This window comes from Planococcus sp. ISL-110 (assembly GCF_018613575.1).
Lineage (GTDB): Bacteria > Bacillota > Bacilli > Bacillales_A > Planococcaceae > Planococcus.
In genome coordinates this window covers 75,465-89,933 of record NZ_JAGGPX010000009.1, presented here as the reverse complement: position 1 = coordinate 89,933, position 14,469 = coordinate 75,465, and the positions used below count along the sequence as shown (strand labels likewise).

General features: G+C 45.5%; 16 protein-coding genes and 1 pseudogene. 7 read left to right on the top strand and 10 right to left on the bottom strand.

The genetic code is table 11. The annotated features are described in order from the left end of the window. The 3 genes from J7I83_RS05590 to J7I83_RS05580 form a co-directional block, all read left to right on the top strand. The coding region (locus tag J7I83_RS05590) for a hypothetical protein (RefSeq protein WP_215099698.1) at positions 1-425 on the top strand (425 nt) is incomplete at its 5' end. 397 nt (positions 426-822) lie between these two features. Then, positions 823-1,074, top strand: a complete 252-nt coding sequence (locus tag J7I83_RS05585; RefSeq protein WP_215099697.1) for a hypothetical protein — start codon at positions 823-825, stop codon at positions 1,072-1,074. Positions 1,075-1,115: 41 nt separating this feature from the next. After that, positions 1,116-1,655, top strand: coding sequence for a copper resistance CopC family protein (locus J7I83_RS05580; RefSeq protein ID WP_215099696.1), 540 nt, complete (start codon positions 1,116-1,118; stop codon positions 1,653-1,655). Between the two features lie 330 nt (positions 1,656-1,985). Here J7I83_RS05580 and J7I83_RS17775 read toward each other — a convergent pair whose 3' ends face one another. From J7I83_RS17775 to J7I83_RS05570, 3 genes are all read right to left on the bottom strand, one after another. Beyond that, positions 1,986-2,405: an EamA family transporter gene (locus J7I83_RS17775; protein ID WP_251047482.1), complete on the bottom strand. Its 420-nt coding sequence runs from the start codon at positions 2,403-2,405 to the stop codon at positions 1,986-1,988. A gap of 80 nt (positions 2,406-2,485) precedes the next feature. Beyond that, the gene (locus J7I83_RS17770) at positions 2,486-2,920 is read right to left on the bottom strand and encodes an EamA family transporter (RefSeq protein ID WP_251047481.1); all 435 of its coding nucleotides are present in this window, start codon (positions 2,918-2,920) and stop codon (positions 2,486-2,488) included. 160 nt (positions 2,921-3,080) lie between these two features. Then, positions 3,081-3,956, bottom strand: coding sequence for a CPBP family intramembrane glutamic endopeptidase (locus J7I83_RS05570; protein WP_215099695.1), 876 nt, complete (start codon positions 3,954-3,956; stop codon positions 3,081-3,083). A 332-nt stretch (positions 3,957-4,288) separates the two neighbouring features. Between J7I83_RS05570 and J7I83_RS05565 the strand changes: the two genes are divergently transcribed. Beyond that, positions 4,289-5,287, top strand: a complete 999-nt coding sequence (locus J7I83_RS05565; protein WP_215099694.1) for an ATP-binding cassette domain-containing protein — start codon at positions 4,289-4,291, stop codon at positions 5,285-5,287. Next, a pseudogene (locus tag J7I83_RS05560) lies at positions 5,284-6,064 on the top strand (ABC transporter permease). Before J7I83_RS05565 ends, J7I83_RS05560 begins: the two are co-directional and overlap by 4 nt. A gap of 278 nt (positions 6,065-6,342) precedes the next feature. Here the strand turns inward: J7I83_RS05560 and J7I83_RS05555 are convergent. The 7 genes from J7I83_RS05555 to hxlA all read right to left on the bottom strand — a co-directional run bounded on the left by J7I83_RS05555 (position 6,343) and on the right by hxlA (position 11,825). Continuing rightward, a complete protein-coding gene (locus J7I83_RS05555; protein WP_215099692.1) occupies positions 6,343-7,188 on the bottom strand; it encodes an SDR family oxidoreductase in 846 nt (281 codons plus the stop codon). Positions 7,189-7,311: 123 nt separating this feature from the next. Beyond that, positions 7,312-8,391, bottom strand: coding sequence for an AI-2E family transporter (locus J7I83_RS05550; RefSeq protein ID WP_215099691.1), 1,080 nt, complete (start codon positions 8,389-8,391; stop codon positions 7,312-7,314). Between the two features lie 209 nt (positions 8,392-8,600). Continuing rightward, the gene (locus J7I83_RS05545) at positions 8,601-8,954 is read right to left on the bottom strand and encodes a winged helix-turn-helix transcriptional regulator (RefSeq protein ID WP_215099690.1); all 354 of its coding nucleotides are present in this window, start codon (positions 8,952-8,954) and stop codon (positions 8,601-8,603) included. Continuing rightward, positions 8,926-9,786, bottom strand: a complete 861-nt coding sequence (locus tag J7I83_RS05540; RefSeq protein WP_215099689.1) for a Cof-type HAD-IIB family hydrolase — start codon at positions 9,784-9,786, stop codon at positions 8,926-8,928. Before J7I83_RS05540 ends, J7I83_RS05545 begins: the two co-directional genes overlap by 29 nt. 35 nt (positions 9,787-9,821) lie before the next feature. After that, positions 9,822-10,442, bottom strand: a complete 621-nt coding sequence (locus J7I83_RS05535) for a cyclase family protein (protein WP_215099688.1) — start codon at positions 10,440-10,442, stop codon at positions 9,822-9,824. 185 nt (positions 10,443-10,627) lie between these two features. Further along, the gene (hxlB, locus tag J7I83_RS05530; RefSeq protein WP_215099686.1) at positions 10,628-11,182 is read right to left on the bottom strand and encodes a 6-phospho-3-hexuloisomerase; all 555 of its coding nucleotides are present in this window, start codon (positions 11,180-11,182) and stop codon (positions 10,628-10,630) included. Position 11,183: 1 nt separating this feature from the next. Then, entirely contained in the window at positions 11,184-11,825 is a 642-nt protein-coding gene (hxlA, locus tag J7I83_RS05525) for a 3-hexulose-6-phosphate synthase (protein WP_215099685.1), read from the bottom strand. A 370-nt stretch (positions 11,826-12,195) separates the two neighbouring features. Here hxlA and zwf point away from each other — a divergent pair, with 370 nt between their 5' ends. Together zwf and J7I83_RS05515 are read left to right on the top strand one after the other, a co-directional pair. Beyond that, positions 12,196-13,713 (top strand): glucose-6-phosphate dehydrogenase, encoded by a 1,518-nt coding sequence (zwf, locus tag J7I83_RS05520; RefSeq protein ID WP_353048231.1) that lies wholly within the window; start codon positions 12,196-12,198, stop codon positions 13,711-13,713. A 159-nt stretch (positions 13,714-13,872) separates the two neighbouring features. Then, entirely contained in the window at positions 13,873-14,436 is a 564-nt protein-coding gene (locus J7I83_RS05515) for an NADPH-dependent FMN reductase (protein ID WP_215099684.1), read from the top strand. Positions 14,437-14,469: the final 33 nt, after the last annotated feature.

Below are 14,469 nucleotides of genomic sequence, written 5' to 3'. Positions count from 1 at the left end.
AAAACACGGAAGGCCAGGAACAGGCACGCGCTGAACTGGATCAATACATTGTGGACCAAGCCGCTTTCCTTGATTCGGCAACAGAAGGCCGTGTTCCTGCGGATGCATTGGAAGAAGGCTTAACGGCACACGTTGAACAGCTGTTGACGGCATTTGATGCCTACGCAGCAGGCGATTACGAAACAGCGTACAGCTCGATTCGTGAAGCCTATGCGCATATGACCATGCCGGCAGCTGGCTTGTCAGCGGCCATCGTGGACCAGTTCCCGGAAGAATTCGGGGCAACGGAAATGCCATCTGAAATGCCTGCGACAGGCATGGGCGGCACAGCAGATGCAGGATCATTCCCATTCATGTGGGTATTGGCTGGTTTGATGCTTGCGGCTCTTACCACTGCAGTTGCTGTTCGCACTCGCAAACAGTAAGTTTCATTGACGATAGTGAAAAGCTAGCCTAACCGGCTAGCTTCAGGCTGTAGACAAAGTCTAATAAAAACGAATAGCGGTGTATAACCCCAACAAGCCTAGTAATCCCTTCACTCAAGGATTTGGAGCGCAAGGCGGCGACTCCTGCGGTAGAACGGAGTGATGAGACCCCGCAGGAGCTTGCGACGAGGAGGCTCAGCGCTTCGTCCGCGGAAAGCGTCCGCCTGGAGCGGAGGATCCTGTATAAACACGATAAAATGAGTATTCATTCTTTGAATACCATAAATATTCTTTTGTCTACAAGCTCAAGCTAGCCTAACCGGCTAGCTTTTTGTTTGCCGCAATAGCAGCTCATAACTTGATAATCGGTTAAGAATACAAAAGGAGGCATTCAATTGTGGAGATGGAATGCGACCTTGTGGTAAATTACATCAATGGATTTCTGCCATTTGAAAAACAGTGGAAAGAAGAAATTGAAAAGCACTTGTCGATTTGTAGGGAGTGTCAGGAACTTATGGTGTTGATGAATGAGCTTCCTGAATTAGCGAATGAAAAAACTTTTTTAAACGGCATGAAAGCAAGAATTTTGGCTACGGTATTTGTGGAAGAGACGGATTCAGGCTCTTCATCACCTGGCTATAGCATATAAAAAATGAGTACAGTCAAAAGAATTGGAAGGTGGGCCAAAAGATGAAAAAGATTATAACGTTACTCATATTAGCCATTTTTTCAATGCCTTTGATCGGACAGGCACATACGACACTGTCTTCCTCGACACCTGAAGAAAGGGCTATCGTGGTGGAACCTCTTGAAGAGGTAGTTTTAACTTTTGGGACGGCCATTGAACAGAGAAGTCTCATGACGCTGGAAAGTAAAGGCGTATCCTATGAATTTGACGAGATCATACTTTCAGATGGAGTTATGACTGGAACCCTCGCGGAAGAGCTTCCAAACGCTGCTTACACCATTCAATGGGAAATTATTGGAGCAGATGGCCATCCGATAAAAGGCGAAGTAGTATTCGAATCGAACTTTGAAGCTGCAGCAGAAGAGGCAGAGCCCGAAGTAGCAACAGAAGAAGAGCCGACAGTTGAAACGGCAACACCAGCTGCAGAAGAAAATGCTGTCGAAAGTACAGAAGATGAGGGGAGTTCGCTACTTACGGTTTTTCTTGTAGTTGCATTGCTGGCAATTGGATTTATCGCTTACCGGCTATTGAAGAGAAAATAAAGAACGGATGAATATTGGAAGAGAAAAGCTTTCTATGAAAATTTGTTTTCACGCTCACTTTGAAATTCGAAATTTATTGAAGCGCAACTAAAAAAAAAAAAAAGCTTACAGCGCCGAAAGAATCGGTTCTGTAAGCTTTTTCTGTAAATCAGTTGTAAAATTTGTGGTTAAGCGGTTGGCATTCCGCTGGTTATGCTGCAAATTTGTCCGGTCATGTAGCTGGATTCCATTAAAAGCAAGGTGAAACCTGCAGAATAGAATGCAAACGCTCCGTGACGAAACAAGATGACTTGCTTTTCTATCACTATTATTAAGCGATAAAAAAATATGTTATTCCATTTCTTTCTTTAGAAAGAGGGCGCTTCTTTTTTTGCTGTTCTCTGAAATAGAAGAAAAAGTGAAAAGCGCCAGAGCCAGCCAGATGAAGATCAATGCAATGGCATGGGCTTGAGACACGTTTTCATCGTAGAGAAAAACGCCTGTTAACAGGACGATCGTCGGCGAAATATATTGAAGAATGCCTAATAGCGAAAGGGTCACTTTTTTTGTGCTCATCGTAAAAAATAACAAGGGGAGAACGGTCACCACGCCACTGCCGATAACCAGTGCAGCGGTTGAAACGGAATCGAAAAACTGAATTTGCGATTGACACATCCAATACGCTAAAAACACTAACGCAAAGGGAGTGATGATCATCGTTTCTAAGGCTAATCCAATGGTGGAATCGACTTTAATCACTTTTTTCGCCAAGCCGTAGAACCCAAAAGTAAGTGCCAGACTAAGAGAAATCCAGGGGATTTCACCATAGTAGAGCGTTAACACCAGAACCCCTATTCCTCTATTCCTGCTAACACATAAGCAAGAATTTGAGTTCCGTTTAACCGCTCTTTTAATACGATGACCCCGATCAGCATGCTGGTTAAAGGGTTTATGTATTGGCCAAGGCTTGCTTCGACGATTCGCCCTTCAATTACCGCCCACATGAAGATGCCCCAATTCGTACTGATCAGAACAGATGCAAGTAACAGCGACCAAAATAACTTTGGCTTCCGTATAATTTCTTTCACTGCCTTCACGTATAGCTGCCATTTATTCAGGACAATTAAAAGAGCAATCATAAAGATGAATGACCAAAGCACACGCTGCATTAAAATCTCTCCGGGAGAGACATGTTGAATAAGCTTCCAGTAAATCGGAGTAAGCCCCCACATGACAAAAGAAATAAATGCAAAGACTACTCCATCTTTTTCGTTGTATGAATTCAATCGTATGCACACCCCTTATTTTTTTGCTTTCTTGAACGCGTGGAGTGTGTGCCGAACGATCTTTCTAATTATCGGTGATCCAGGTTTCAGCCGTATGAATGGAACACATAAGCTCCCTTTTTACTAAGTAACTGACTCAGCACCAGTTCTCTCTCATCGGTCAGTTGGTTCGGGTGCTCAACTTTTCCTTGCCGTATTTTTTCACCAGATAATTGGCCAGGAGCCACGTGCCGATTGCGACGGCTATGGGCGTCAGGAGCGGAACCGGTGAGGCAGCGAGCAAGTAGGCGGATACCGTATTGGCCCATGCGTGCAGGATGACGCATAGCCATACATTTCCCGTGCTGTTATAAAGCCACCCGATAACATAAGCTTGGGGAATGGTCAGCAAGGTAAATCCAATCAGCGACAGCAGCACCACCGTTATTCCGTTCGGGTAGTTCATGTAAATGATGATGGGATAATGCCAGATGCTCCACAGCAAGCCTACACGAAAACAAGCTTTTTCAGCTGTATATCTGGTCTGCAGCAGCGGCTGCAAATACCCGCGCCAACCAAATTCCTCCATGCCGCTCGTGAAACATTGAAACAGGAAAAATACAGGGAGAAACCAGAGAGGCAGACCATTCCAGTTGAATTTCACACTGAAACCGGACAGGATCCAAGTAACCAGCAGCGCCGCTGAAAAGAGAATGATGGGATAGAAAAAGATGAGCAATAACCAACCAAGGACGCCCGTTTGCTGAACTTTGACGGGTGGCTTCACGAGCGTTTCTTCTTTTCGGTTCTTCAGCAAGAGACCTGCTGCAAATACACCAAAAAGCGGGCCGTATACTGCGGCGGTAAAGAAGACGAAAGCCAGCAATTGCTGCAGACTTTCCACGCCTTCTGTCAAAATGGTATAGAAGCCTTCGTTATAAAGGAGCTCCATGCCAGTAAGCTTGGAATATACCATGATTCCGATCCACAAACTCCAGGAAAACAAGATGGCACCACTGTAATAAATCGTAATTTTCTTCGCTATGCTTCCCATCATAACTACCTCCACTGTGAGTTTTAGTTTAGTTGTGTTTATTTTAACTGAAAATTCGGCGAATAAGACGGGCATACTGCATTATTATTAATCTCTTAAGTATTTGGCGGAGCCGATTAATCTTGAAATTATGGAACGTTTGTTCCGGAGTGGGAGGAGAGTTAGAACTCGGCTTTCGTAAAAACAATTGGTGATGTCTGTCGGACAATGTTCTGTTCCCTCATTCCGGATTTAAATGTTGGAATATTCCGTTAAATATCCCTTTGCATCCGTTATAATAGAAGTCAGAATAGAACGCTGGTTTGTGAATCCTTAAAATGAAAGAGGTGAGGATCATGGATAATGAACAGTTGAAGCGACAGACGAATGGCTGGGCTGTAGAAGCGAAGGGGCTTGTTAAAGTATACGGAAAAGAACGTGCTGTAGATGGTGTGGATTTGGTTATTCCGCAAGGAACAGTGTACGGTTTTTTAGGGCCCAATGGTGCAGGGAAAACGACAACAATCCGCATGCTTGCGACGCTCGTTCAGCCGGATAGCGGGAATGCCTATATTTTTGGCCATGACTTGAAGAAGGAAAGCGCCGCGATCAAAAGCCGCATCAGCTTGACGGGCCAATATGCTTCCATTGATGAGGATTTGACTGGCATTGAGAACCTGGTGCTGATCTCCAAGCTGATGGGCTACACGAGCAAGCAAGCTAAAAAGAGGGCCATGGAATTGCTGGCGGCATTTGGCTTGGAAAATGCGGCAAAACGGCAAGTGAAAAACTATTCAGGCGGCATGAGGCGGCGTATTGATATTGCCGCAAGCATTGTGGTGACGCCGGATCTATTGTTTCTGGACGAACCGACGACCGGACTGGACCCGCGGAGCCGCAACCAAGTGTGGGATATTATCCGGGCACTCGTGAAGGCCGGGACAACGGTGTTGCTGACAACTCAAAACTTGGAAGAAGCAGATCAGCTGGCAGACCGGATCGCGGTCATCCATCAAGGCAAGATCATTGCGGAAGGCACGAGCAGTGAACTGAAGGCCTCGGTCGGGAGCGGCATCTTAAATGTTCAGCTGCTTCATGCTGCAGAAGAAAAGCGTGCGATAGCCATTCTTGAGAAGAAACTTGGCGTGCCGGTTCACGTGGCTTCGGATGCAATATCGCTGAGCGCACAAGTGCAAGATTCGTCTCTTGTCGCTGAAGCGCTCGGGGAGCTAGCCCGAGAGCAAATTGCCATCAATGATTTTTCGCTTGGCCGGCCGAGCCTGGATAGAGTGTTCCTGACATTGACCGGGCAATCCGCCGACGAACAACCGAACGTGGAGGAGGGGAACTTATGAGCATTCGGTTGGAACACGACAACTCGACTCAGGAAGAAGACGTCCATCCTTTGAATGCAATTGCTTCCGGCAGACGGCCAGACCCGCCGAATGCCTTCGCTTCGACTATGGCGTTTGCACAGCGGGCGCTTTTGAGAATTAAGCACGTCCCTGAACAGATGTTTGATGTTACAGTGTTTCCGATCATCTTTTTGCTGATGTTTACGTATTTATTCGGAGGTGCCATTGCAGGGTCTACAGGTGAGTACCTGCAATTTTTGCTGCCTGGAATACTCGTCATGACCGTCTCACAAATCACGATATACATGGGTATCGATCTGAACAATGATATCCGAAAAGGCATATTCGACCGATTCCGCACATTGCCGATTTGGCTGCCTTCTGCGTTGGTTGGCGCATTGCTCGTAGACGTCATCCGCTATTCACTGGCTTCCGCCATTATGATCGGGTTGGGGCTTCTGCTCGGCTTCCGGCCAGAAGGAGGGGCAATAGGAGTTTTCGGTGCCGTTCTCGTCATCCTATTGTTTTCGTTCAGCTTTTCCTGGATCTGGACAGCTGCCGGCATTGTGATGCGTTCTGAAAAATCTTTGATGATGATGAGCTTTATGATCATTTTTCCTTTGACATTTGTCAGCAATGTTTTCGTCGACCGCTGTCCGCGGTTTGATGCACGGCAACGGCACGTGGGAGCAGATCGGCTGGGTGGTTGTAGTGTCCGCTGTTTTTGTAGTGATTTTCGCGCCGCTGACGATGTATTTGTATCGGAACAAAGAGTGACTAGTGGGTCGTCATCCATCAAACGAGCGGTTATTGTGGAATCGATTTACCAGCACACAAAGAAAGCCCCGGAGGAGAACACTTTTACAAAGTGATCTCCTCCGGGGCTTTCTTTAGAAGAATTAATTTTTAAAACCTAAAAGTTGAACTTAAGAATCATCATTTCAGACAACGCTTCGGGCGCCTGTGAGCCCGACAGCCCGCTATTTTGCGGCACACCAGCAATGAAAGGTCATTAGCTCAACTTATATAGATGCTATGAACATTGCTTCACGGCATCACTCCCAAAAACTTCGGTAATCGTGAATATATGTTTCGATTTTATGGGGCTGCTTGCCGGTCACTTTTTGATAATCGGAAGTGACGCCTTTGGCCAAGCCTAATTTGGTGGGAAAGTGGATGCCGATGACGACATTGATGAACCCTTTGTCTTTTCCGCGGCTTAGCATGTATTGCTTAAAGTCTTTGGCGGATGGATTCGTATAGGAAATGGGACTGCCCAGAATGCCGGTCATCTTTTCCGCTACCTGTGAAAAGTCCAGCGCTTCGGCGCCTGTGACAGTATAGGCTTTGTTTTCGTGGAGCTGCGGATTCCGGAAGGATAGGGAAACCACCTCTGCCAAATCACGCACGTCGACAAAGCTGGTTTTGCCGTTGCCGGCTGGAACATAAATGCGTTGGCGCTCTTTGATTTCCTCGCATAAAAAATCGTTCAGATTCTGCATAAAATAACCAGCACGGATAAATGTATAAGGGATACCCAGTTTTTTAATCAATTTTTCGTTTTTATAATGGTGGATAAACGGCAAAAACTGGACGTCTTTTACCGAAAGGTAGGTGATATGCTGCACACCCATTTTTTTTGCTTGTTCCAGAAAGGCAGCGAATTGCAGCTCCCCTCCAGGCGGGTACATAAGAAAAATTTGATTGATGTCTTTCAAGGCTGGCGCAAAAGTTGCTTCATCCGTAAAATCCAACGGGACAAACTCATACTTATCGCCATAGCGCATAACGGCTTTTTCCACATTGCGGACAGCGCACTTGAATGGAATGTTTTTGCTCGTTAAGCTTTGGGCAACTTCATAGCCTGCATTGCCGGTAAAACCGGTCACCAGAACAGTCATTGGATCCACCGCTTTCTGCTAAAGTATTTCATTGCGTTCGAACTGCAAGTTGCATGAGCAATCAGAAGCCCAGAAGCTTTCCGTTCACCAATTGGGTTTCGTTTTTTGGAAAGTCTTCCTGCGTTAAACTTTTTTTGTAGCTGTCTCTTCAATTTCTTTTCGTTTGGCGTAGAAATTAGAGATCACCGTTTTTACAACAGCATAGAAAGGAATGGCCAGTATGATGCCCCAGATGCCGGCAATATTCCCGGCGGCCAATATTAATGTGATCACCGTCAAAGGATGGACGTTTAATGCATTGCCCATGACATTCGGCGTTATCAGGTTTCCTTCAATCTGCTGTGCAACAAGCATGATGATGGCTACATACACAGCCATGATCGGATCTTGGACCAGCGCAATAATTATAGCTGGAATGACAGCGATATATGGTCCCAGGAATGGGATGACATTGGTCATGACACCGATAAGAGCCAGCAGGAATGCATAGTCAAGTCCGATGATCAAATAACCGACCAGCAACATAGCCCCTACAGTCAAACTGACAAATAATTGCCCCACAATATAGGACTTTAAGGTTTCATCCACATCGTGCAAAGTTTTGCGGATCCAGGTTTTTCTTTCCCCGGAGAAAAAATGGGCGACAAAGGGTGCAAACTTCCGGTGGTCAATTAAGATATAAACCAGGAAAAAAGGAACGAGAATGAGCGCAAGCACACCCGAAAACAGTCCTGTCAAGAACGTCAGGACCCAGGAACTGATATTGGAAGCCCAGTCGGTAAATTGTCCAGTCAGTCCGTTTACTTGTTCTCGAACAGAATCCGGCAAATGTTCACGTTGGTTCAGAAGATATTGTCCATATTCTTCTGCTCTTTCGATAATTTCCGGACCATTATCTGCAAGTGAATTTACCTGTTCAGAAACAATCGGTGCCAGAAAAATATAAAATAACCACAGAAGAAGGCCCATTAACGTAAAAATAAGCAAAATAGCTGCCCATTTGGGGAACTTTTTCTTTTGCAGGAAATGGAGGAGGGGCCTCGTTAAATAAAACAGTACCCCGCCAATCAGCAACGGCAGGAAAATCGTTTCTGCAACCACGAAGAGTGGTGAGAACACACCTTTCACTTCGATGAATAACCGAATAATCACTAAAGTTAAAATGATGGCAACAGCTGTTTGAAACCAGACTTTGTGTGTCATTAGAGCACTCCCTTCGATATGTATAAGTTAAGAGCCAGAGGCAAGGTGCAAAAAAACGATGCCAAATAGGGCACCCGCGACTCCTTTTTTGTTTGCCGTCCACTTTTATCACAAATACCCTTTAGGAAATCACTTTAACCTGCAAAATTTGAAATCATAAAATAAAGCGGGTTGCATTTTTCTGCAATCCGCTTTGTTCTTACTCCTTTTTAGCTGCTCTCTACTTTCGTATCCAAATTATGCTCCATATAATCTTTGCCCCATTCATACATCGAGTCAAGAATAGGAATCAGGCTGTGTCCTTGATCCGTAAGGGAATACTCCACTTTTGGAGGGACCACCGGATAGATTTCGCGGTGGACAATCAAATGTTCTTCCAGTTCACGCAATTGAGTCACAAGCATGCGTTGGGTGATGCCCGGCATCAGATTTTTTAATTCACCAAAACGTTTGGTTCCTTCTTTGCCTAAATGCCACAGGATCAGCATCTTCCACTTGCCGCCGATGATCGAAAGGGTCAGTTCCTTTTCGCAATTAAAGCTTTTTTCTCCCAAGTTGGGCATGTTCTTCGCTTCCTTCCGTAGTAGCCACCGCATTTTCCGGTTCCAGAATAAACTTATCGAACGCGTGAAGCACACCTTCATCATTGTTTGTAAGGGTCGTATAATCCGCAATATCTTTTACTGCCTGCACGGCATTTCCCATCGCGATGCCGAAACCGGCCGCTTTAAGAAGTTCGAAATCGTTGTGATTATCGCCAATTCCAATGATTTCTGAACGATTGATGCCAAGCATGTTCGCTAAGAATAAAAGCGCACTTCCTTTGTTTGCTTCTGGATGGGTCACTTCCAGGTAGTTCTTTTTTGATTTTTCGATATAGGCGGACTCGCCGAATAGGGATTGCAATTCCTTTTGCAGGAGATCCAGCACATCGGGTTCGTCGATAAAGAGCAATTTCGTAAATCCTTTTTGGGCAAGCCCGATCAGGTCCGGTTCTATCGCATACGGGACTTGGACGGCTTCCGCATAAACAACCAGCTTCTCCGTTTCCTCAGCACCGTAAAGAATGTCGTCTTGATAGACTTGCAGGTGGATGTTTTTCTCGCGGGCGATTCCGATCAGCTTTTCTGCGATGCCAGGGGAGACAGAGCGTTCATACATTGCATCTGCTTTACCTGCAGACTTGATCATTGCCCCTTGGTAAGTGATCAGCGGTGCATGGATCCCTAACTGCTGGGCAATGAGTTGGGCGGACGAAAACATCCGCCCCGTAGCAATCGTGACTACTGTTCCCATTTCAATCGCTTTTTGGATAGCTGTCACGGTATTGGGCGAAATCGTCAGCTCGTCTGTGAACAGCGTCCCATCAAGATCGATTGCGATCATTTTATACATAAGCTCTCTCCTTGAAATTCCTTTTTATGCTGCGCTTAAAAGCTCAGCCCTTCAAACAACAGGACTCTGGCAGGCGAAGCATCCGTGCCGGTTAACTTTAACGGCGCTGCCACCATGAAGTACTCGCCTTGCTCGACTTCTTTCAGTTGCAAACCTTCTATAATGATGATGTCGCTGGCGAATAAGGTTTTATGTGTCGGATGGCCTTCCTGGCTTCTTTCGACTCCGAGCGCATCTATGCCAACCCCGCGAATCCCCAGCTCGGCCAAGTAGTTGGCACCGTCTTCCGCAAGAAAAACAAACTCGAAATTGAAGTTTTCGTCAAAAGAGTTTTTTGTTTTAAAGAAAACAAAATCTTCTTTTTCAAGCTCGAACGCTTCCAGGTCCGCTTTTGAAATTCCGTTTTCTACGCCAGTCAAATCCAATACTTTGCATGTTCCCACAAGTTTGTCCAACGAAATCGATTCAAACGTTTCGCCGTCAACCTTCATGTGAAGCGGAGCATCGATATGGGTTCCGGTATGGACATCCAGTTCCAGCCTTGTTTCGGTCACATAGCCGGTTGTCCGCTGATCTATTTTCGGCTGTTTTTCCGGTTTGTTCTTGTAAACGGCCATGCCTTCAAAGATTGTACCTGTTACATCATATATTTTCATCCAACCAACCCTTCCGTTACTGCGGAGTATACTGTGTGTTCAGCTTGGCATGTTATTTATGCGGCTGTCCAGTGAGAACGCTTGAGTTAATGGGGGGCCAACGACAATGCACAATTCCCCCATGCTCAAGGAACAATTAAAAATAAGCCTGTGCCCAAATAAATTCAGGCTCAGACTTATTCGTTTCATTCTAAATTTGCATGCCTGCCATACATAGTATCAGACTTCAGCCCTTTTTGCTCCATGAACCGCAAAATCACGGCATCGTAGAAAAGGAGAAGCGACTGCTCAAACAGCGAGCCCATCGGCTGAATGGACTTGCCGCTGGCGCTGTCTGATTTTGCTTGAGCGGGAATTTTAATTTGGATGTCTGCGAGACGGCCTATCGTGGACTCAGGATTGATGGTAATGGCCACTACGGTTGCGCCGATGGCTTTTGCTTTTTCCGTCATCGCTGCGAGGCTTTGGGTTTCGCCAGAACCGGAACCGACAATGAAAATATCATCGGGTTCTAAATTCGGGGTGACCGTTTCTCCGACAACATAAGCATCCAGGCCTACGTGCATCATGCGCATGACAAATGCTTTTGCCATAAAGCCTGAGCGGCCGCCGCCTGCCACAAATATTTTCTTGGCCTGCAGGATGCCGGTGACCAGTTCCTCAGCACGCTCGTCATCGATGAGCGTGAGGGTCTGTTCTAGTTCGGCCAGGATTTCACCTGTAAAGCTTGTGGTGTTCATGTTACGCGGTCACGCTTTCTTTGATCAGGTTTTGGATTTTCTCAGCTTCTGCAGCTTTGTCGTCCTTGCTTGTGATGCCGCCGCCGACGATGATCAAGTCTGGTTGGGCTTTGATCACTTCAGGCAATGTTTCCAGTTTGATGCCGCCGGCAATTGCTGTGCGTGCATTTTTCACGACGCTTTTGATGGTGCGCAGGTCTTCGAAAGAATCTTTGCCTTCTGCTTGCAGATCGTATCCAGTATGGACGCAGATATAGTCCGCTCCAAGAAGATCAAGTTCTGCGGCACGTGTTTTAACATCTTTTACAGCGATCATATCTACAAGGATTTTCTTGCCTTGTTTTTTGGCTTCTTCAACTGCGCCTTTAATGGATGAATCTTCTGCTTGCGCAAGGATCGTGATGATGTCCGCGCCTGCAGCAGAAGCATTCGATACTTCATAAGCTGCAGCGTCCATGATTTTCACATCTGCAAGAACTTCCAGGTTCGGGAACGCTGCTTTTATCTCGGAAACGGCTTTTAAGCCTTCTTTATTGATTACGGGAGTCCCGATTTCAACGATGTCGATAAAGGCCTCGACTTCTTTAACCAGTTCGATTGCCTGTGGAATATCTACTAAATCTAAAGCTAATTGTAATTTCATATATGTGAATCTCCTCATATTCTTATTTTGTCTCACGCTCAGTGTAAGTCCTACTATCTTTATTGTGAAGTACGCACTTTGAAGTCACATACTGACAAAAAGTATACCGTCAGTGTTCATAGGGGTGAGTTTGAGTGCTGAATTTTCAAACTATGGAAGGGGAATGACTTTGTTATTTATGCCACTTGCCGAGACAAAGAGCAAAGCAGTAGAGATTCTTATTAGCTAAGTTCGACAGTATAGTATTTGTAACTAAGTGTTTTTAAACTGCGTACTTACATAAAGTGATACAAGTGGCTATAATGAAAGCTGTTGCTTATGATCAGGTGTGTTTGAAAACCATGATTGATAGAGCGGGAGGGTTTTGCATATGGTCACCAAGAGTCTGACAGAAGGATACAATTTTATAGATGAACCGGTTGAAATCAAAAAAGAATGGGTAATGCAAGACATGACTTTTGTGTTATTTGGAGCAACGGGGGATTTAGCACAACGAAAACTTTTTCCTGCGCTTTATAATTTATATCTTGATGAAAAATTACCAGAGACGATTTCCATTGTGGGATTGGGCAGAAAAAGCTATTCGGATGAGGTCTTTCAATCAACAGTAGAAAAATCGCTCTATGCGTACTCCAGAAGATCCGTTCAATCGGGATCTTTGCAAGATTTCTTAGAAAAGTTCCGATATTGCACGTTTGATGCAACCGAAACAGAGGCTTATCACCAATTGCATGAACTTGTTGAAAAAAGAGAAGATGAACTGGGCATTCCACAAAATCGCCTGTTTTACTTATCAGTGGCCCCAGGTTTAATCGATATGATTTCTTCTAATCTTGATGCAAGCGGGATTTCACAAGGCGACGGATGGAATCGCCTCATTGTTGAAAAACCATTTGGACGAAATCTGGAGACGGCAAGAGAACTCAATTCTAATTTGATAAAAGTGTTCAGTGAAGAGGAGATCTACCGAATTGATCATTACCTCGGCAAGCCGATGGTTCAAAACCTGAAAACCTTGGTTATGGCGAATCCGGTGTTGGGCTCGTTGCTGAGCCATCACCAAATTTCAAATGTCCAAATTACAGCGAGCGAGACGGTCGGGATAGAAAATCGAGCCGATTATTATGACAAGGCCGGAGCAATTCGCGACATGGTCCAAAATCACCTGTTGCAGTTGGTGATGATGACAGCCGTCCATTTGCCGGATAACCTTATGGTAAGTACAAGCCGGGTCAATAAGACCGAAATCATTGAGTCGCTTCAACCGATTGTGAAAGAACAGGCGCATCAGAACATTGTCCGTGGGCAGTACGAGCCTGGAAAGATTCAAGGATCCGCGGTTGCCGGGTACCGGGAAGAAGAAGGAGTCGCGGCTCTCTCAGAAAATGATACGTATGTTGCCGCACGAATCGCGATTGACCATCCATCGTGGAGGGGAATTCCTTTTTATATACGAACCGGCAAGCGAATGAACGAAAAATCTACAAAAATTGTTATTGAATTTGAAAACAATGCGATGGATTCAGGAATATTAAAAGGAGCAGCTCCCAATTTAGTGATGCTTGAGATCAGCCCAAATGAAAGCATCTCACTGCGCGTAAACTTAAAAGATGCTGCCAGCAACCAGTTCAAGCCGGTTTGGACCAATTTGTCCACGAATTCAGAAGGCCAGCCTGAAGCTTATGAACTGCTGCTTTATGATGCATTGCGTGGCAATTCCACATTTTTTGCCGACTGGAGAGAGGTGGAACTGTCGTGGGAATGGATTCAACCGGTATTGGAAGCTTTTCAAGAAGATTTGCTGCCTTTGCATTTTTATCCTGCAGGTTCAGAAGGACCGGAAGTTGCGAATGAGCTGTTGATGGCTGATCAATATAAGTGGTGGTAAAAATCCGTTTTGTAGGAAAGTACTGTATGTGTGATATTTAAAAGAATATTCAGACATTTGGTTTGAAACTGAGAGTTGTTTGTCTTATGATAAAAGGGCATCAATGAGTGAAGGTTCACAGAGCTGAAGTGGGATCACAAATTGAGGAGGAAATTATCTATGACAAAAATCGGTATTATCACAGGAAGCACACGTCCGGGGCGCAACAGCCTGCAGGTCGCGGAATGGGTCAAAGGCATCGCAGACAAGCGTGGAGACGCGGAATACGAAGTCGTGGATCTGAAAGATTACAATTTGCCGATGTACGCAGAGCCGATTTCGGCGGCCTACAGCCAGGATTACCAAACCCCGGAAGCAATTCCGTGGGCCAAAAAAATTGCGGAGCTCGATGGCTATGTCTTTATTTGTCCGGAATACAATCACGGCGTAACGTCAGCATTGAAAAATGCCATCGACTATTTATATGTGGAATGGAACAACAAAGCAGCAGGCATCGTCAGCTACGGTTCGTCAGGCGGCGTCCGTGCAGCTGAAGCCCTGCGCGTTATCTTAGCGGAACTGCAGGTAGCTTCCGTCAGAACGCATCCGGCAATGTCGCTGTTCACGGACTTTGTTAAAATGAGTGAATTCAAGCCGGCAGATGTGCATGGAAAGTCTGTTGAGACATTGCTCGATCAAGTCAATGCCTGGACCAACGCGTTCGAGCCTCTGCGGAATAAATAAGGAAAAATATTCTGCTATCAAAGAAAAAGAGCA

Bases quoted from the DNA above. Each gene is read 5' to 3' on its own strand.
- J7I83_RS05555 (WP_215099692.1), bottom strand. From the start codon at position 7,188: ATGACTGTTCTGGTGACCGGTTTTACCGGCAATGCAGGCTATGAAGTT.
- J7I83_RS05515 (WP_215099684.1), top strand. From the start codon at position 13,873: ATGACAAAAATCGGTATTATCACAGGAAGCACACGTCCGGGGCGCAAC.
- J7I83_RS05565 (WP_215099694.1), top strand. From the start codon at position 4,289: ATGGATAATGAACAGTTGAAGCGACAGACGAATGGCTGGGCTGTAGAA.
- J7I83_RS05535 (WP_215099688.1), bottom strand. From the start codon at position 10,442: ATGAAAATATATGATGTAACAGGTACAATCTTTGAAGGCATGGCCGTT.
- hxlA (WP_215099685.1), bottom strand. From the start codon at position 11,825: ATGAAATTACAATTAGCTTTAGATTTAGTAGATATTCCACAGGCAATC.
- zwf (WP_353048231.1), top strand. From the start codon at position 12,196: ATGGTCACCAAGAGTCTGACAGAAGGATACAATTTTATAGATGAACCG.
- J7I83_RS05580 (WP_215099696.1), top strand. From the start codon at position 1,116: ATGAAAAAGATTATAACGTTACTCATATTAGCCATTTTTTCAATGCCT.
- J7I83_RS05570 (WP_215099695.1), bottom strand. From the start codon at position 3,956: ATGATGGGAAGCATAGCGAAGAAAATTACGATTTATTACAGTGGTGCC.
- J7I83_RS05540 (WP_215099689.1), bottom strand. From the start codon at position 9,786: ATGTATAAAATGATCGCAATCGATCTTGATGGGACGCTGTTCACAGAC.
- J7I83_RS05550 (WP_215099691.1), bottom strand. From the start codon at position 8,391: ATGACACACAAAGTCTGGTTTCAAACAGCTGTTGCCATCATTTTAACT.
- hxlB (WP_215099686.1), bottom strand. From the start codon at position 11,182: ATGAACACCACAAGCTTTACAGGTGAAATCCTGGCCGAACTAGAACAG.
- J7I83_RS05545 (WP_215099690.1), bottom strand. From the start codon at position 8,954: ATGCCCAACTTGGGAGAAAAAAGCTTTAATTGCGAAAAGGAACTGACC.